General features: G+C 60.8%; 18 protein-coding genes and 2 tRNA genes. 15 read left to right on the top strand and 5 right to left on the bottom strand.

The annotated features are described in order from the left end of the window. Positions 1 to 113 precede the first annotated feature (113 nt). On the bottom strand, positions 114 to 1,253 hold the full coding sequence (locus tag ACT67G_RS00180; protein ID WP_443662584.1) for a D-alanyl-D-alanine carboxypeptidase family protein: 1,140 nt from the start codon (positions 1,251 to 1,253) through the stop codon (positions 114 to 116). A gap of 145 nt (positions 1,254 to 1,398) precedes the next feature. On the opposite strand from ACT67G_RS00180, the gene ACT67G_RS00175 reads away from it, so the two are divergent. From ACT67G_RS00175 to ACT67G_RS00150, 6 genes are all read left to right on the top strand, one after another. After that, positions 1,399 to 1,472 (top strand) — tRNA-Gly (locus tag ACT67G_RS00175). Between the two features lie 244 nt (positions 1,473 to 1,716). Next, the gene (locus tag ACT67G_RS00170; protein ID WP_443662583.1) at positions 1,717 to 2,175 is read left to right on the top strand and encodes a hypothetical protein; all 459 of its coding nucleotides are present in this window, start codon (positions 1,717 to 1,719) and stop codon (positions 2,173 to 2,175) included. Further along, complete coding sequence (locus ACT67G_RS00165; protein ID WP_443662582.1) at positions 2,168 to 2,662, top strand: hypothetical protein; 495 nt, start codon at positions 2,168 to 2,170, stop codon at positions 2,660 to 2,662. Before ACT67G_RS00170 ends, ACT67G_RS00165 begins: the two co-directional genes overlap by 8 nt. Then, a complete protein-coding gene (locus ACT67G_RS00160) occupies positions 2,662 to 2,880 on the top strand; it encodes a hypothetical protein (protein ID WP_325245756.1) in 219 nt (72 codons plus the stop codon). Before ACT67G_RS00165 ends, ACT67G_RS00160 begins: the two co-directional genes overlap by 1 nt. Before the next feature lie 21 nt (positions 2,881 to 2,901). After that, complete coding sequence (locus ACT67G_RS00155) at positions 2,902 to 3,108, top strand: holin (protein WP_325245708.1); 207 nt, start codon at positions 2,902 to 2,904, stop codon at positions 3,106 to 3,108. Then, entirely contained in the window at positions 3,101 to 3,847 is a 747-nt protein-coding gene (locus tag ACT67G_RS00150) for a peptidoglycan recognition protein family protein (protein ID WP_325245710.1), read from the top strand. Before ACT67G_RS00155 ends, ACT67G_RS00150 begins: the two co-directional genes overlap by 8 nt. 118 nt (positions 3,848 to 3,965) lie before the next feature. On the opposite strand, the gene ACT67G_RS00145 is transcribed toward ACT67G_RS00150, so the two are convergent. Then, positions 3,966 to 4,042 (bottom strand) — tRNA-Val (locus ACT67G_RS00145). 113 nt (positions 4,043 to 4,155) lie between these two features. On the opposite strand from ACT67G_RS00145, the gene ymfI reads away from it, so the two are divergent. Continuing rightward, entirely contained in the window at positions 4,156 to 4,890 is a 735-nt protein-coding gene (ymfI, locus tag ACT67G_RS00140; protein WP_443662581.1) for an elongation factor P 5-aminopentanone reductase, read from the top strand. A gap of 142 nt (positions 4,891 to 5,032) precedes the next feature. Here ymfI and ACT67G_RS00135 read toward each other — a convergent pair whose 3' ends face one another. After that, positions 5,033 to 8,092 carry an S-layer homology domain-containing protein gene (locus tag ACT67G_RS00135; RefSeq protein ID WP_443662580.1) on the bottom strand — a complete coding sequence of 1,020 codons (3,060 nt, stop codon included), beginning with the start codon at positions 8,090 to 8,092 and terminating at the stop codon, positions 5,033 to 5,035. Between the two features lie 218 nt (positions 8,093 to 8,310). Between ACT67G_RS00135 and ACT67G_RS00130 the strand changes: the two genes are divergently transcribed. Then, a complete protein-coding gene (locus ACT67G_RS00130) occupies positions 8,311 to 8,523 on the top strand; it encodes a zinc ribbon domain-containing protein (RefSeq protein ID WP_325245716.1) in 213 nt (70 codons plus the stop codon). A gap of 18 nt (positions 8,524 to 8,541) precedes the next feature. Next, complete coding sequence (locus tag ACT67G_RS00125) at positions 8,542 to 8,727, top strand: ferredoxin (protein WP_443662579.1); 186 nt, start codon at positions 8,542 to 8,544, stop codon at positions 8,725 to 8,727. A 74-nt stretch (positions 8,728 to 8,801) separates the two neighbouring features. On the opposite strand, the gene hemW is transcribed toward ACT67G_RS00125, so the two are convergent. Further along, positions 8,802 to 10,010, bottom strand: a complete 1,209-nt coding sequence (hemW, locus tag ACT67G_RS00120) for a radical SAM family heme chaperone HemW (protein ID WP_443662578.1) — start codon at positions 10,008 to 10,010, stop codon at positions 8,802 to 8,804. 127 nt (positions 10,011 to 10,137) lie between these two features. Between hemW and spoVAC the strand changes: the two genes are divergently transcribed. Continuing rightward, a complete protein-coding gene (gene spoVAC / locus ACT67G_RS00115) occupies positions 10,138 to 10,581 on the top strand; it encodes a stage V sporulation protein AC (protein ID WP_325245722.1) in 444 nt (147 codons plus the stop codon). A 65-nt stretch (positions 10,582 to 10,646) separates the two neighbouring features. Here spoVAC and ACT67G_RS00110 read toward each other — a convergent pair whose 3' ends face one another. Then, positions 10,647 to 11,324 (bottom strand): FadR/GntR family transcriptional regulator, encoded by a 678-nt coding sequence (locus ACT67G_RS00110; RefSeq protein WP_325245724.1) that lies wholly within the window; start codon positions 11,322 to 11,324, stop codon positions 10,647 to 10,649. A 337-nt stretch (positions 11,325 to 11,661) separates the two neighbouring features. Here ACT67G_RS00110 and ACT67G_RS00105 point away from each other — a divergent pair, with 337 nt between their 5' ends. From ACT67G_RS00105 to ACT67G_RS00085, 5 genes are all read left to right on the top strand, one after another. Next, complete coding sequence (locus ACT67G_RS00105; RefSeq protein WP_325245726.1) at positions 11,662 to 12,429, top strand: MBL fold metallo-hydrolase; 768 nt, start codon at positions 11,662 to 11,664, stop codon at positions 12,427 to 12,429. Between the two features lie 29 nt (positions 12,430 to 12,458). After that, on the top strand, positions 12,459 to 12,935 hold the full coding sequence (locus ACT67G_RS00100) for a PPC domain-containing DNA-binding protein (protein ID WP_325245728.1): 477 nt from the start codon (positions 12,459 to 12,461) through the stop codon (positions 12,933 to 12,935). 95 nt (positions 12,936 to 13,030) lie between these two features. Next, complete coding sequence (locus tag ACT67G_RS00095; protein WP_443662631.1) at positions 13,031 to 13,999, top strand: thiamine pyrophosphate-dependent dehydrogenase E1 component subunit alpha; 969 nt, start codon at positions 13,031 to 13,033, stop codon at positions 13,997 to 13,999. Further along, on the top strand, positions 13,996 to 14,976 hold the full coding sequence (locus tag ACT67G_RS00090) for an alpha-ketoacid dehydrogenase subunit beta (protein ID WP_443662577.1): 981 nt from the start codon (positions 13,996 to 13,998) through the stop codon (positions 14,974 to 14,976). Before ACT67G_RS00095 ends, ACT67G_RS00090 begins: the two co-directional genes overlap by 4 nt. Positions 14,977 to 14,990: 14 nt before the next feature. Further along, a complete protein-coding gene (locus ACT67G_RS00085) occupies positions 14,991 to 16,247 on the top strand; it encodes a dihydrolipoamide acetyltransferase family protein (protein ID WP_443662576.1) in 1,257 nt (418 codons plus the stop codon). Positions 16,248 to 16,257: the final 10 nt, after the last annotated feature.

The raw sequence follows: 16,257 nt of genomic DNA, 5'->3' as shown, positions 1-16,257 counted from the left end.
TCAGGCCGCCCGGAAATTTTTTCTGCGACAACAGTATAGCATCCCGCCGCCCGGTGGGCAAGAGAAAAGCGTCGCTCCGGGATGGAAAGCGGAAAAAGTTTCCAGAAAGGCACTCACTGCTGGCTTGGCGCGCCGGCGCAGAGAAAGGCGGTGCGCAGTACCCGGGAGAACATCTCGCGGTATGTGATCCGGGGGACGTCTTCCCCTGCCAGCAGAGGAAGTTCCGCCACGGGGGTCTCCCCGCTGAAAAGCTGCAGGGTGCCCAGCTGGTCTCCGGCGGCCACCGGGGCTTCCACGGACTCCGCCAGGGTGATGGTTTGGGTGAGCCCCGCTGCCAGGGCCTTTTCCAGCACCAGGGTACCGCCCTCACCCACCACCGGCTGCACGGTGGCCTGAGTGCCCAGAGACACCGGCACCGGCGCCAGAGGGGTCTCCGGAACGGCGTGGATCAGGGTGTAGGTGGAAAAGCCCATGTTCAAAAGCGCCTGGGCATCCTCAAAGCGCTGGGCGGAGGTGGGGGCCTTGAGGATCACGGAGATGAGCTCCATGCCATCCCGCTCCGCCGTGCCGGAGAGGCAGTAGAGGGCGGAGTCGGTGGAGCCGGTCTTCAGGCCTGTTGCGCCGTTGTAGAAGCGGATGAGCCGGTTGGTGTTCGCCAGCTGGGAGGCGCCGTCCCGCAGCGTATCCATCCAGATGGTGGTGTACTGGCGGATGTCCGGGTGATGCAAAATCAGCTCCCGGCTCATGAGGGCGATGTCATAGGCGGAGGTGACATGGCCCTGGGCGGGCAGCCCGGTGGCATTTTTGAAGGTGGTGTCGTTCATGCCCAGCTCCGACGCCCGCTGGTTCATCCGCTCCACGAAAGCCTCCTCACTGCCGGCCACCGCCTCCGCCAGTGCCACGGCGCAGTCGTTGGCGGAGACTACACACACGGCTTTGAGCATATCCGAGACCGTCATCTGTTCGTTTTCCTTCAGCCAGATCTGGGAGCCGCCCATGGAACAGGCGTGGGCCGAGGCGGTGATCACGTCGTCGTAGTGGAGCTGTCCGGAGTCAATGGCTTCCATGGTCAAAAGCAGCGTCATAATTTTCGTGACGCTGGCCGGTTCCAGCTTTTCGTGTTCGTTTTTGGCAAAGAGTACGGTGCCCGTCTCCTTTTCCATCAGCAGCGCCGAGGGCGCCGAAAGGTCCAGCGCTCCCACGTTGACGGTGAGACACAGCACCGCGCACACCAGGGCCAACAGTTTTTTCATGGCGATCCTCCTTTTCCCGTTGGCTCATCTTATGAGAGAAATGGGACGTTCATGCCCCTGCGGGAAGCCCCACAGAAGAGTTCGCCATTTTTCTTGTTGCAAAAGCGGAAAAGTTTTGCTATAATACACTTCGACTTCAAAAGATGCGGCTGTAGTTCATCGGTAGAACGGCAGCTTCCCAAGCTGCATAGGTGGGTTCGACTCCCATCAGCCGCTCCAGCTCGTCGCAGGCGATCATTCGCCTGCGACGATTTTTTTGTTTTGGCAGAAAGCTGCGAGACCTTTGCGGGAGAAAAACGGACATCCTCAGGGATGTCCGTTTTTTATATAAAAATTTTGCCTCTGCTTGCACGAATCTGTGCAAGAGAGGCGGCTCGGGGCCGTTTATCAGGAGCGGCCCCGCCCTGGGACCATCGGGACCCGGCGGGAGCTCCCAATCATGATCATGAGAGGAGGAACAATCATGAGTCTTTACGGACAGACCTGGAGGATCAACGGCGTCACGGCCGGACTGATTCTGCGGGGAAGTGCCAACGGCCGCTACAAAGTGGTCATTGAGCGGGAGTTTGCAGAACTCCCCCAGATCGAGGCCATCTCCTGGGAAAAGCCCGCGGTGGAGCATCTGCGCTCGGACCGCCCAGAGGAGACAGGCCTGCCGGAGGGGTACAGCTTTGATGTGGTGCGCATCACCTATGACAGCGCCACCCGCAGCTATACCGTGGAACTGCAGGTGCAGTCTCAATATCTGGGAGACGTCAGCGGCTACCAGACTCAGATGGCCCAGCTGCAGGCCCAGGCGGATACCCTGGCCCAGCAGGCAGAGGCGGCCCAGGCGCAGGCAGCCCAGGTAGAACTGGAGGCCCAGGAGAAAGAGGACGGCCTGATGGCCGCCTATCGGGAGGGGGTGGAGAGCGGTGAGTGAAGTGTATGAGCTGGCCAATGAGGCCATGCGGGCCAAGGGCGCCGCAGACGCTGCCAGTCTGCGCAGCCAGGCAGCTTCCCTGGATGGTACGGCGCTCATTGCCCGGGAGGAGGCCATCCCCCAATATGACCCACAGAAGGATTACTCCCTCTGGCCGGTGGGTGCGCCTGTCTGGGAGGAAGTGGACGGGGAGCGCCAGGTCTTTACCCTGATTACCCCCCACAACGCGGCCAATTATCCCGGGGAGCTCCCCTCCAACACACCGGCTCTTTGGAGCATTACCCACACCAAGGATCCCGCGGCTGCCAAGCAGTATACGGCGCCCAACGGCACCAGCGGTCTTTGGATGAGCGGCGAGGTGTGCTTGAAGAATGGACATCTGTGGAAGTCCACACAGGACAACAATCCCTATCCGCCTGGAGAAACGGGCACCGAAACCTTCTGGGAGGATCTGGGCGCGGCGCCGGAGGAAGATGACGGGCTGTGATGGAGAATATCCTGACGGCACTGCTCTCCGGCGGCGTGACGCTGCTGGGAGTCATTATTTCCAACAATCGCCATCAGGCGGTGACGGACACCAAGGTGGAGGAGCTGACCCGGGAGGTGCGGGAGCACAACCATTTCGCCCAGCGTGTCCCGGTGGTGGAGGAGCAGATCAAGGTCATCAACCACCGGATCTCCGACCTGGAGGCATATCACAAATAAAAATCATGGAGGAGGGCTGATATGAGCGGAAAGACCAGAACGTGGATCAAGGCCGCGGCAGTCCGGGCCGTCAAAACGGTGGCTCAAACGGCGGCAGCCACCATCGGCACCGCGGCGGCGCTGGGAGAGGTGAACTGGATCATGGTGATCTCCGCCTCTGCTTTGGCGGGCCTGCTGTCCCTGCTGACCAGTGTGGCCGGCTTGCCGGAAGTCAAGGACAATGTATAAGCTGATTGAGCAGCTGGCCAACCCCGGGAACTATGGCGGATCCCGGAAAGCCAGCCAGATCAAATATCTGGTGTATCACTACACCGGAAACGACGGGGATCGGGCGGCCAGCAATGCCGCCTATTTCCAGACCCATGTGGTGCAGGCCAGCGCCCACTATTTTGTGGATGATACCTGCGTGTACCGCTCCGTGCCGGAGCTGCGTGCGGCCTGGGCGGTAGGCGGCAAAAAATACGCCAATGCGGATCTGACCGGCGGGGGGACCATGTATGGCAGGATCACCAATACCAACTCGTTGTCCATTGAACTGTGCGACACCGTCCGCAACGGGGTGTATCAGGCCAGCGAGGCCACCCTGGCCAATGGGGCGGCCCTGGGCCGGGAGCTGATGGAGCGGTATCACATCCCCCTGGAAAATGTGTACCGTCACTTCGATGTGACGGGCAAGCACTGCCCCAGCTATCTTATCTCCGCTGACAAGTGGGCGGAATTCAAGGCAAGATTGGAGGAACCGGATGTGCGGTATCAATATTTGAAGGAAGTGCCGGAGACGTTCCGGCCCACGGTGGAGCTGCTGATGAACGCGGGGATCATCCAGGGGGACGGCAGCGATCCCACCGGAAACGGCGACGTCATCGACCTGGGCCATGACCAGGTGCGGACGCTGGTGTTCTGCTACCGGGGCGGCGCCTTTGACAGTGCCCTCCGGGCGGCGGGACTTCCTCCAGCGGTGAAATAAGAGGCTCGGAGAGCGCATAAACACAGGGAGGGCCGGCAGTTCTGCCGGCCCTCCCTGCTGTTTTCTATTCCCGAAAAAAAGAAAATAAAAAAGCACCCGCTATTGCAGGCGCTCTTTTTGGTGGACGATACAGGACTCGAACCTGTGACCCCCTGCACGTCAAGCAGGTGCTCTAGCCAGCTGAGCTAATCGTCCGAAGCGAACAAATATAAGATACACGAAGAAAACGGTTTTGTCAACACTTTTCTTGCATCCGTCCAAAAATTTTGTTACACTGGCGTAAAACATCCGAAGAGGGGGAACGGCACATGAGAAAAGCGGCACTGGTGACCGGGGCATCCCGGGGGATCGGACGTGCCATCGCCTGGGAGCTTGCCCGGGAGGGGTGGTGCGTGGGGATCAATTACCACACCCATGGCCGGGAGGCGGAAGAGCTGGCGGCCGCCATCCGGGAGGCAGGGTGCGACGCTGTGGCCGTAGCCGGCGATGTGGCGGATCGGGCCCAGGCAGCAAAGATGGTCCGGGCCGCGGAGGCGGAGTTGGGCCCCATCTCTTTGCTGGTGAACAATGCGGGCATCTCCTACCAGGGGCTGTTTCAGGATCTGACGGACGCGCAGTGGGAGCGGAGCTTTGCCGTCAATGTGGGAGGCGCCCGCAATGCCATTTTGGCGGTGCTGCCCCGGATGATCTCCCAGCAGCGGGGATGCATCGTGAACATTTCCTCCATGTGGGGGCTGCGGGGTGCCTCCTGCGAGGTGGCCTACGCCTGCACCAAGGCGGCCATTGTGGGCCTCACCCGCTCCCTGGCACTGGAACTGGCACCCTCCGGCATCCGGGTCAATGCCGTGGCTCCGGGGTGTATCCAGACGGACATGCTCAAAGAGCTGGGAGAGGAGACCTGCTCCATGCTGGCTCAGGAGACCCCTTTGGGACGGCTGGGAACGCCGGAGGATGTGGCCCAGGCAGTGGTATTTTTGGCCTCAGAGAAGGCCTCTTTCATCACAGGGCAGATCCTCACCGCCGACGGCGGCTTTACGGTCTGAGAGCGGGGAAAGTTACACACCCGGCACTTTTTTGCGAGCCATTGTTTTTAATGCGTGCATGGTTCGGCGTGTGGCATATAGAAAAGACAGGGATCGGCAATTTGCCGATCCCTGTCTTTTTGTGCCCGGGGAGCGCCCGATCTCACATGAGGTTGTAGAGGATCTTGGCCATCTGGCCCCGGGTGATGTAGGCGTTGGGCAGGAACGTGCCGTCCGTATAGCCGCTGATGACTCCCTGGGCCACCATAGTCTGGATGTAGTAGGTGGCGTAGGCGGGGATGGAGGCGGCATCGGTGAAGGTCAGGGCCGCTGTGGCATAGCCCTTCTGCTGGGTGCGGCCGATCATGGTGGCGGCCTGGGCCCGGGTGAGGCTGGCGCCGGGATTGAAGTAGAGCCGACCGTCAGAGCCGGTGGAGCCGTTGATGATGCCCTCGCTGTACAGTGCCTGGATGGCAGGTACCGCGTACGCCGGGATAGAGGCGTTGTCCGCAAAGGGAAGGGTGACGCCGGCATAGTCGGCCTCATTGAGCCCCAGATACCGGAAGAGCATCACGGAGAACTGGGCCCGGGTGATGTTCTGGTTGGGGCGGAAGGTGCCGTCGTCATAGCCGGTGGTGATACCGGCGGTGTAGAGGTAATCCACGTAGGTGGCGCCCCAGTAGTTCTGGGTATCCGTGAAGGAGGGCTTCCAGTCGGCACCGGCAGGCACGTCATAGGAGGCGCGGCCGATGTTGCCGGAGGCGTCCCGGGCGGTGACGGTGAGGCGGTGGGGCTTGCCGTCGGAAATGATGGGGGTGGAGAGGACGCCGGTCTGGGCATTGTAGTTGAAGGACTGGGCCTTGCCGTCCCAGGTCACCGTAATGGAGGACTGGGGCAGCACGCCGTCCACCGCATCGGAGATGGTGGCGGTGAGGGCGGTGCCGTCGGCCTTGACGGTAACAGAGGGCACGGTGGTGTCCACGGTGTTGTTGAAGGAGGCCACGATATGGTCAATGTAGATGGTGCCCTTGGTGGGAGTGGTAGGCACGCCGGAGAGGGTGCCGCCCAGGCCGTCATCCACCTGCGTGGTGGAGCCGGCGCTGACATTCAGGCCCTGGATCTCAAAATGCTCCGAGGTGATGGGGACGGAGATCTGCTTCCAGCCGGTGAAGTCCAGCTTGGTGATGAGCTGGCTCAGCCAGGTCTTGGTGCCGTTGCTGTAGAAGAAATAGAGGTTATTGCCGGAGCCGTCGCCGTAGACCCACATATTCAAACTGGTGTACATGGTGGGGATGTCCGTTTCGGCAAAAGCACGCCACTCGGCGCCGTAATTCAGGGATTCCAGCAGGGTGTAATCCAGCTTGGCGGCGCTGCGGCCCAGCTTCACATAGTCGCTGGCGGAAGTCAGGCTCAGATCGGCACCGTTGCCGGTTCCCTGGAAGATGGTGGGGGAGCCTTCAAAGTCCTCCACGGTCTGCAGTGCCAGGTTGGAGACGGTGATGGTGACGGAGGTGCTCTTGCCGCCGGCGGAGACCGTCAGCGTTCCGGTGCCGGGGGCGGTAGCAGTGAACACGCCGTTTTCACTGACGGTGCCGATTCCGCCTGAGACCTTCCAGGTAAAGGCCTCAGGGTCGGCCTTGAGGGCCAGGTGGTTGTACATGGCGGAGGCAGTGAGGGTCACGGAGGCACCGGGAGCCACGGACAGTGAGGTGACGGCGGAGGAGCCGTTCTTCACGGAGATGGAATCCGGCTCCGTGATGGCATAGACCGTGGTGGAGCCCTTTTTGCCGCCGCCGCTGGCGGTGACGGTGATTTCGCCGCCCCGGTGAGGCGTGGTGAGGACGTTGCCGTCCATCTCGCCGTCGGAGGCATCCAGGTCGTAGTCGTGATCCATGGGGATGTAGTTGGTGTCCACGGCGGAGGCGGTGATGTTCACCTTGCTGCCGGCCAGGACATAGGCATTGTCCGCCTTGACATAGTAGTGGCTCAGGCGTCCGGTGGATTCATTGGTGGCCACCAGGAACACCTGGTTGGTGACGGCCCGCTCGCCCCCGTCGGAGGGGACGTTGATGGTCTTGGCGGAGGTGGTGTCCGGCGCGGTGACGGTCATGGCCGTGGAGCCGCCGCCGTCCAGGCACAGTGCGCTGACGCAGCCCAGCTCCACCATGCGCTGGGCCACCTGGGTCATGGTAGCTCCGATGGAGTGGCCGGACTTGCGGCCGTCGATGGTGTAGAATACCACCGTCCCGTCGGCCTTCTGGCCGATGGCGGTGCGGGGGTTGGCGCCGGCGGCCAGGCCGGAGACCACGGAGCCGTTCTCCACCAGGGAGTACAGGGCGCCCACAGCGTATTCCACGTCATTCCACTCCTCGCTGGAAGCACTGACATCCAGGGTGATGGTGGAGCCCACGGGGATCTGGCGCAGGGCATTGACATAGTAGTCGCCGGAGAGCAGGTTGGCGGACAAGACGATCTGTCCCGGCTGGATGGTTGTGGCGGAGGTGGCCTCCACTACCCGCTCCACCGTGACCGTCAATGTGTCGCCGATGGAGAGGGCACCGTCCTCAATGTTGCACACCACATCCACACCGGCCTCGGTATTGCCGGTGGTGTGGCGGTCGTTGAAGTCATATGTATAAAGGTAGATGCCGCCGGTGGAGACACGGGCCTTGTTGACACCTGTCACCGAACGGATTACCTCCGTGGGGGTGCCGTAGTCGTTGAGCAGCTCATAGCCCAGATCCGCGGAGACCTTGACTGCGGGCTTTCCGATGACGGCGGTGCCGTCGGCCCGGAAGCCGATGGCATAGTATCCGCCGTCGCTGCTGCGCAGCTCACCCTCGGTGATGACAATACCGATGGGAAGACCGGTGGAGGTATTGTAAAAATCGCCGTTGATGCCGGCCACCACCCGGTAGCTCTGGGCCTCCAGCTTGGCAGCCATGGAGGAGGGAGTATTGCGGGAGGTAAGGACATTGCCGTAAGTCACGATGGGGGTGACATCCTTGTTGGGGGTGTAGGTGACCACGTTTTCCGTCCGCAGGTCGGAGTAGGCTGTGCTCCAGAAGACGTTGGTGGAGAGCTCGGTTTCCTCGTTGAGCAGGGTGTTCTGGGCGGTGAGATCCTCTCCCAGGGCATCCGATGCCGCCGCCGGCAGCATCAGCGAGCAGGCCAGCACCGGAACCAGCAGCAAAGAAAGGAGCTTTTGCGGAATGTGTTTCATATCGTGCCTCCTATCAGTTATCAAGTCTACATAACGCCTTTCAGCATAGCACAGATCCGAAAAAAAGTAAATGACATTTCCGTGACAATTCATGCCGGAGTGAGACTGTTTCCTGATAAGACGGACTGTGCGGCCAAAAGGTTCCTCCGCCGAAAGAGGTTGCAAAAGGGGCATATACATATTAAAATAACTCCAGATACCAAAAAGGAGGCGCTTCCATGGATCAGATCCAATACGTTTGCCCCAAGTGCGGCTGCCGTCACTATGACCACGACCAGTTCCAGGCTACCGGCGGAAACTTCGCCAAACTGTTTGATATTCAGAACAAGCGCTTTATCACCGTCTCCTGTACCAACTGCGGCTATACGGAGCTCTACCGGGCCAGCGGGGACGGGGTCATGGATGTGCTGGACTTCCTGATCGGCGGATGAGAGGACGGTGAGGGCGATATGACCATTCAGATCGACGAGACGCGCTGTATCGGCTGCGGTATGTGCGCGGCGGCGGCGCCGGAGGTGTTCCGGATCCAGGGCAGCGTGTCCAAGGTGGTGGGAGAGCCCGCCCCGGAGCGGCGCAGCCGGGTGACGGACGCGGCCAACGGCTGCCCGGTGAATGCCATCGATGTCCGTGGGTAACGACAGACGGCAAAAGCAGAAAGCCCGCCCTGAAAGGGGCGGGCTTTTCTTGTTTTTCCAAGGAACAGGTGCATTTACAAATCGATCCGGAAGTCTCCGCGGGCGGCGGCCTCCGCCCGGCGGCGCTTGTCCTCCGCCAGAGCGTCCAGCATCCCGCCGATGACCTGGTTGGATACCAGGAACCCCCGGGGCGTCAGGTGCCAGCGGCCTGCCTCCTCCATGGCGTAGCCCGCTGCCCGGCACTGCTCCAAAAAGGGCAGGAAGCACTGGAAGCGGCGGCGGAAGCGGCTTTCAAATTCTTTGGGGTCCAGGCCCTGAACCGTCCGCAGGCCCAGCATCACCCACTCCGTGTCCCGGTCCCTGGGAGGGATCCGCTCGCTTTCCGAAAGCATGGGCGCATGGCTGCTCACACCCTGGATGTAGGCGTTCAGATCCCGCTCGTAGGCGTAGCGCACGCCGCCGAAATCCGAGTGGGCACCGGGGCCGAAGCCCGCATACTCTCCCAGAGTCCAATATTTGAGATTGTGGCGGGAGGCGAAGCCGGGCTTTGCAAAGTTGGAGATCTCATACTGGGCATAGCCCAGGCGGGAGAGGAAATCCACCGTATAGAGGTACATGTCCGCCTGGGCCTCGTCTCCCGGGAGGTTGGTCTCCGCCCGCCGGGCATAAAGGGGCGTTCCCTCCTCCACCTTGAGCTCGTAACAGGACAGGTGCTCCGGGTCCAGGGCGGCGGCAGCGGAGAGCGTTTCCTGCCAGCGCTCCATCGTCTGATCCGGCAGGCCGTAGATGAGGTCCAGAGAGAGATTTTCAAACTTTGCCTTCCGGGCGGCCTCCACCGCGGCCCGGACCTGCTCCATGGTGTGGATGCGGCCGATGGCCCGCAGTTCCTGGTCGTCGGCGGACTGCATCCCCAGGGACAGACGGTTGAATCCCGCCCGGCGCAGGGAGCGCAGCATCTTCCAGTCCCCGGCGGAGTCGGGGTTGGCCTCCAGGGTGATCTCCGCATCTTTGGCTACGTGGTATTTTTTCCGGATCAGTTTCAGGATCCGCACCAGCCGCTTTTCCCCCAGATAGCTGGGCGTGCCGCCGCCGAAGTACACGGTGTCCACCAGATGCCCGGAGGCAAAGGGGGCGGTCTCAGACAGGTGGGCGCACAGGGCGTCGGTGTATGCGTCCATGCGGTCTTCCCGGCCGGACAGGGAGTAGAAATCGCAGTAGCAGCACTTTTGCTTGCAGAATGGAATGTGGATATACAGCCCCAACGGCTTGAGGGGGGTTTTCATGGCGGGATCCTCCTAAACGGCTTAAAAGCATTTCCACCAGTGTACCGCCTTCGCCACGGGATTGCAAGAGCGCATACTTTTCCACCGGATGGGAAGACTGTGGGAAACTGCCAAAGGAGGGGTCATAATGGATATGACGCCAAAGGAGTATCAGGCCTATGTGGCCCGAAAGGCCCGGAAATCCCCGGTGATCCGGGACACGGCGATGGCCTTTGCCATCGGTGGGGCCATCTGCGTGGTGGGACAGCTGATCCGAAACGGATGGATGGCCGCGGGCCTTTCCCAGGAGGACGCCGGCACAGCCACCTCCTGCACCCTGGTGGCCATTTCGGCGCTGCTAACGGGCCTGAATCTCTATAACAAGCTGGCCCGCTTCGGCGGAGCGGGGACGCTGGTGCCCATCACCGGATTCGCCAATGCCGTGGTCTCCCCGGCACTGGATTTCCGCAGCGAGGGCTTTGTCACCGGTATGGCTGCCCGGATGTTCCTGGTGGCGGGGCCGGTGATCGTCTTCGGCACCACCGCAAGTGTCCTCTACGGCGTGATCTTGATGCTCTCCCGCATGGCGTAGTGCACGGGGAATCATCAATAAAAAAGGAGTGCCGGCAAACTGCCGGCACTCCTTTTGCGTTTGCTTCAGTCCACCCGCAGATTGGAGATCTGATAGGCGTGGAAGATATGCAGCTCCATGCTGGATCGGGCGGCTTTGGCGTTGCCTGCCTGAATGAACCGGACGATTTCCCGGTGATCCTGCAGGGAGTAGGTAATGCTCTCTTCAAAGTAGGTGATGTCCGTGTAGATGGCCTTGCTGATGATGGGCATCAGCTTGGTCATGAACTGGTTGTGGCTGGCCAGGGCGATGGCGTTGTGAAAGTCCTGCTCTGTTTTCAGGGGGTTCTGGCCGTGGGCCACCTGTTCTTCGATCTTTGCACGCAGGTCGTCGATGGTCCTGATCTCCTCCTGAGAGGCACGCAGCGCCGCGTAATAGGCGGCGGAGGGCTCCACCATCATGCGGATCTCCAGAAGATCCCGGTGGCTGGCCGCCACGGCGCCCAGGGGGGAGAGATCCGCACTGGAGACCGGCGCTTCATAGGCGGTGACGTAGGTGCCCCGGCCCCGCTTGATCTCCACAAGGCCCCGGGTACATAGGATCCGGATGGCCTCCCGCAGCGTCACACGGCTGATCCCCAGTTCCTGGGCCAGCTGCAGCTCGTTGGGAAGCTTATCTCCGGTTTGAAAGCGGCGCTCCACCAGGATCATGTCCATAATCTGGCTGGCAGCCTGCTCGGACAGGGAAGAGGGAAATCCGTTCAATGTGATCACCCGATTCGCACAAAATTGAGTTGTGTCCTACAGACATCTTACGACAGCTGATATGGAAAATCAACTGAAATTTACAGAATCCGAACGGCATTAGAATAGTGCACAAAAAACCGTCGCAAATCCATGAAAAACACCGAAATTGCAAGATAGGAATATTTCGAGTTGACATTTGGAATGTGGGTGAATAAGATAATAAACAGACAAAGGAGCTTCGGACATAAGATGACTAATGGGAGGCGAAGGCTGCGGGCGATTTTCCGGGCGCAGCGGCGCACGGACTCCTTTTTGCGCGAAAGAAATCAGAATCGAAGAGGAGATTTCAGCCCATATGGAAACCACCTTGCGCGTCACGCTCATTGCCAACGCGGGACTGCTGCTGCAGTACCAAGGCTGCACGCTGATGCTGGACGGCATCTACGGCGGAGAGGGACATCCTTTCAGCTGCCTGAGTCCCTCTGTGTGGCAGGAGATGCTCCGGGGGGAGCCCCCCTTTGAGAAGATCGATTACCTGCTCTTTTCCCACGCCCATCCGGATCATTTTTCCCCCGGCATGGTGCGGGAGTTCCTGGAACACCGGCCTGTGAAAGGCCTGTTTATGCCGGACGGACGCACGGTGGAAAAGAGTGGCTTGGTGGAATATTTAAAGGAGACCGGCACCCAGTGTGTGCTCCTCTCCAAGGAGACGGATCACGCCGCCTACCGCATTGAGCCGGACATCACCGTCCAGGCTTTTTCTACCCGCCATTTGGACAAGAAGTTCCAGAATGTCCATCATGTGTGCTATCTCATTACCTTCGGCGACAAGAAGATCCTCTTTACCGCCGATGTGGATTACACCCAGGAGACCTTTGACGCCATCCGGCAGATCCCGCTGCGGGCGGTATTTGTCAACCCGCTGTTTTTCAGCGTGTTGCGGCGGGGACGGTTTTTCCGGGGGACGCTCAATACCAAGAGCATCTGTATTTATCATGTTCCGTTTTCAGGGGACGACAAGATGAGGATGCGCCCGGTTCTGGCCCACGACCTTGTGGAGTGGCCTCCGGACAGATCCGAGACTTTCGTTCTCTGTGATGCATTCCAGCACATTGACTTATAGCGGAAAATTTGAAAGCTAAGGAGGCTGGCATGGAAGATATCATGGAAATGGCCCAGGGCAACCTGAAGCGGGTGGTGGCGATCCGCCTGAAACCCGGAACGGATGTCCTGCTGGGGCTGGAGGAGGCCTGCAGGCGGAGCGGCATCAACAACGGCGTGATCCTCAGCGCCATCGGAAGCCTCAACGGCGTGCAGTTCTGCAATCCGGTGGAGCTGCCGGACAAAAAGGCGGGTTACGGCTACGGCGAGACGCTGCACCTGACGGGCCCCATCGAGCTCACCAGTGCCGCCGGCATCATCTGCCACGACGACGAGGGGAACACGAACCTGCATGTGCACATCAGCCTGAGTGACCGGCACGGCAACGCCCACGGCGGCCATCTGGTGGAAGGCACCAAGGTGCTTTTGACGGTGGACGTGGTGATCGCGGAGATCGAGGGGATGGTCATGGGCCGGAAGTTCGACGACGAGCTGGAAGTTCCCCTGTTTGCCCCCAGACAGGCATAACAAGTTGTCCTCACATATTTATGGATCATGAATAGAAAGGCGTGAATACATTGGCAACTAAGAAGAAAACCTCCGAAGAGACTTGCTCCAAGGAAATGCTGCTGGGATTCTACCGCACGATGGTGCGGATCCGCGCGTTTGAGGAGCACGCGGCGGAATGCTTCACCAAAGGCATGCTGGCCGGCAACATCCATCTGAGCATCGGTCAGGAAGCCGCTGAGGCGGGCGCGTTTGCTGCTATCCAGCCCCAGGACTACTTCACCTCCACCCACCGGGGCCACGGCCATGTCATCGCCCGCGGCGGCGATCCCAAGCTGGCCATGGCCGAGCTGTTCGGCAAGAAGACCGGCTATTGCAAGGGCAAGGGCGGTTCCATGCACATTGCCGATATGGCCAAGATGAACCATCTGGGCGCCAACGGCATCGTGGGCGCCGGCCAGCCCATCTCCGCCGGCAGCGCCCTGGCCTCCAAGATCATGGGCGACAACTCCGTGACGGTGGGCTGCTTCGGCGACGGCTCCACCAACGAGGGCACCTTCCATGAGGCCCTGAACATGGCCGCCACCTGGAAGCTGCCCCTGGTGTGGTTCATTGAGAACAACTGCTACGGTGTTTCCACCGAGATCCACCGGGTCACCAACACCCCGGATCTGGCTCCCCGTGCTGCCGCTTACGGCGTTCCCTACGCGGTGGTGGACGGTACCGATCCCGAGGCTGTGTATGCTGCCATGACCAAGGCCATGGAGCACGCCCGCAGCGGTGAGGGCCCCTATGTTGTGGAGGCCAAGGTGTACCGTTATCAGGGCCACTACTGCGGCGATCCCGCCGTGTACCGCCCCGCTGAGTACATGGAGCACGCTCTGGCCAACGACGGCATCGAGAAGCTGGGCAAGAAGCTCATGGACATGGGCGTCGCCGCCGAAGAGCTGGAGAAAATGAAGGCGGACGCCAAGGAAGAGATGGACGAGGCTGTGAAGTTCGCTGACGAGTCTCCCTATCCCGATCCCTCTGAAGTAACTGACGATATGTACGCGACTGACAACGAAAGGTGTGTGGCAAGATGAGCAAGAAAATTACGGTCAGCAAAGCCATCCGTGAAGGCCTGCACGAGGAAATGGTCCGGGATGACAAGGTCTTCATCATGGGCGAGGATATGGCTGTGATGGGCAACGTGTTTGCCATCACCACCGGTTTTCTGGATGAGTTCGGCCCCAACCGCGTGATCGATACCCCGATCTCCGAAGAGGGCTTCTGCGGCATGGCCGTGGGTGCGGCTATGCGTGGTATGCGTCCCGTTGTGGAGCTGATGTATGACGACTTCGCCACCGTGGCGGCAGATCCTCTGCTGAACCAGGCGGCCAAGATGCGCTACATGACCGGCGGCCAGGCCTCTGTGCCCATGGTGCTGCGTGCTCCTATGGGTTCCGGCCGCCGCAATGCCGGCCAGCACTCCCAGTCCCTGGAGAACTTCTTCTGCCACTTCCCCGGCCTGAAGGTTGTGGCTCCCTGCTCCGCTGAGGATGCCAAGGGCCTCATCAAGTCCGCCATCCGGGACGACGACCCCGTCATCGTGCTGGAGCACAAGCTGCTCTATGCCAAGAAGGAGGAGATCCCCGAGGAGGAGTATCTCACCCCCATCGGCAAGGCCAAGGTCAAGCGCGAGGGCAAGGACCTGACCATCATCACCTGGAGCCGTGAGGTGAACTTCTCCATGGAGGCCGCTGAGAAGCTGGCCGCTGAGGGCATTGATGTGGAAGTCCTGGATCTGCGCACCCTGGTGCCCATCGACTGGGAAGCCATTAAGGCCTCTGTGTCCAAGACCCACAACGTCATCGTGGTGTCCGAGGAAGTCAAGCGCGGCAGCTATGCCGGCGAGATCTCCGCTCAGATCGCCGAGGAGCTCTTCGACGAGCTGGACGCTCCCGCGGAGCGCGTGTGCGGCCTGAACATCGTCTCTCCCTTCAGCCCCGTGCTGGAAGATCAGAACTTCCCCCATCCTGACGACATTGTCAAGGCCGTCAAGCGTGTTCTGAACAAGTGAGGAGGTAACAATAAATGGCTTATGAAGTATTGATGCCTCAGCTGGGCCTGACCATGGAGGAGGGCACGGTTTCTCAGTGGATCAAGCACGAGGGAGACGAGGTCAAGACCGGTGATGTGATCCTGGAGATCACCACCGACAAGCTCACCAACGAAGTGGTCAGCGAGCATGACGGCGTTCTTTTGAAGATCGTTGCCCAGGAGGGGGAGGATGTCCCCGTCAAGGGCCTGCTTGCTTACATCGGTCAGCCCGGCGAGGCTGTGGGCGATGCGGCTCCTGCTGCCGCCCCCGCCGCTCCCGCTGCTGAGGCTGCCCCTGCTGCCGCTGCTCCTGCCGCGGCTGCTCCCGCTCCCGTGGCTGCCGCCAACGGCGCCCGGATCCGCATTTCTCCCCTGGCCCGCAAGACCGCGGCCAGCCTGGGGATCGACTATTCCAACATCGTGGGCAGCGGTCCCTCCGGCCGGATCGTCCTCAAGGACATCCTGGCTGCCAAGGATGCCGCTCCCGCTGTTGCTCCTGCCGCCGCTCCCGCTGCCGCGCCTGCTGAGAAGAAGGCACCTTCTGCCGGAGTGGAGCTGATGGAGGGCGACACGGTTGTGAAGCTCACCGGTATGCGCAAGGTGGTTGCCGAGCGGATGCTGCAGTCTCACACCGAGATCCCCTGCGTCACCCAGAACATCAAGGTGGACGTCACCGAGCTGATGAAGTTCCGCAAGATGCTGCTGGAGGAGACCGGCAAGAAGTACTCTGTCAACGATCTGGTGCTTAAGGCCACTGCCAAGTGCCTGCGCAGCCATCCGGAGATGCTGGTGAGCTTCGACGAGGCCAACAAGCAGATCATCCAGCGCGCTCATGTCAACATCGGCATGGCCGTGGCTCTGGACGCCGGCCTGATCACTCCCGTGATCCGGGATGCCGACAAGATGGGCCTGGATCAGCTCTCCGCTACGGCCAAGGATCTGGCTTCCCGCGCCAAGGAGAACAAGCTCCTTCCCGACGAGTACAAGGGTTCTACCATCACCGTGTCCAACCTGGGCATGTTCGGCATCGAGACCTTCACCCCCATCATCAACCAGCCGGATTCCTGCATCATCGGCGTGTGCGCCATTGAGGATGAGCTGGCTCTGAATGCCGAGGGCGGCGTGGAGGCCCGGAAGGTCATGCGCCTGTCCGTCACCCTGGATCACCGCACGCTGGACGGCGCTGTGGTTGCCAAGTTTGAGATGGATCTGCGTGACCTGCTGCAGAACCCCATGAGCATCTTGCTGTAACGGGAGGAAC

Source organism: Dysosmobacter sp., from assembly GCF_052306735.1.
Classification (GTDB): domain Bacteria; phylum Bacillota; class Clostridia; order Oscillospirales; family Oscillospiraceae; genus Oscillibacter.
Note: the sequence above shows the minus strand (reverse complement) of the source record. Positions and strands in the feature narration are given on the sequence as shown.

Bases quoted from the DNA above. Each gene is read 5' to 3' on its own strand.
- hemW (WP_443662578.1), bottom strand. From the start codon at position 10,010: ATGAAAACCCCCCTCAAGCCGTTGGGGCTGTATATCCACATTCCATTC.
- ACT67G_RS00150 (WP_325245710.1), top strand. From the start codon at position 3,101: ATGTATAAGCTGATTGAGCAGCTGGCCAACCCCGGGAACTATGGCGGA.
- ACT67G_RS00135 (WP_443662580.1), bottom strand. From the start codon at position 8,092: ATGAAACACATTCCGCAAAAGCTCCTTTCTTTGCTGCTGGTTCCGGTG.
- ACT67G_RS00160 (WP_325245756.1), top strand. From the start codon at position 2,662: ATGGAGAATATCCTGACGGCACTGCTCTCCGGCGGCGTGACGCTGCTG.
- spoVAC (WP_325245722.1), top strand. From the start codon at position 10,138: ATGGATATGACGCCAAAGGAGTATCAGGCCTATGTGGCCCGAAAGGCC.
- ACT67G_RS00170 (WP_443662583.1), top strand. From the start codon at position 1,717: ATGAGTCTTTACGGACAGACCTGGAGGATCAACGGCGTCACGGCCGGA.
- ymfI (WP_443662581.1), top strand. From the start codon at position 4,156: ATGAGAAAAGCGGCACTGGTGACCGGGGCATCCCGGGGGATCGGACGT.
- ACT67G_RS00095 (WP_443662631.1), top strand. From the start codon at position 13,031: ATGCTGCTGGGATTCTACCGCACGATGGTGCGGATCCGCGCGTTTGAG.
- ACT67G_RS00085 (WP_443662576.1), top strand. From the start codon at position 14,991: ATGGCTTATGAAGTATTGATGCCTCAGCTGGGCCTGACCATGGAGGAG.
- ACT67G_RS00090 (WP_443662577.1), top strand. From the start codon at position 13,996: ATGAGCAAGAAAATTACGGTCAGCAAAGCCATCCGTGAAGGCCTGCAC.
- ACT67G_RS00155 (WP_325245708.1), top strand. From the start codon at position 2,902: ATGAGCGGAAAGACCAGAACGTGGATCAAGGCCGCGGCAGTCCGGGCC.
- ACT67G_RS00125 (WP_443662579.1), top strand. From the start codon at position 8,542: ATGACCATTCAGATCGACGAGACGCGCTGTATCGGCTGCGGTATGTGC.
- ACT67G_RS00100 (WP_325245728.1), top strand. From the start codon at position 12,459: ATGGAAGATATCATGGAAATGGCCCAGGGCAACCTGAAGCGGGTGGTG.
- ACT67G_RS00130 (WP_325245716.1), top strand. From the start codon at position 8,311: ATGGATCAGATCCAATACGTTTGCCCCAAGTGCGGCTGCCGTCACTAT.
- ACT67G_RS00180 (WP_443662584.1), bottom strand. From the start codon at position 1,253: ATGAAAAAACTGTTGGCCCTGGTGTGCGCGGTGCTGTGTCTCACCGTC.
- ACT67G_RS00105 (WP_325245726.1), top strand. From the start codon at position 11,662: ATGGAAACCACCTTGCGCGTCACGCTCATTGCCAACGCGGGACTGCTG.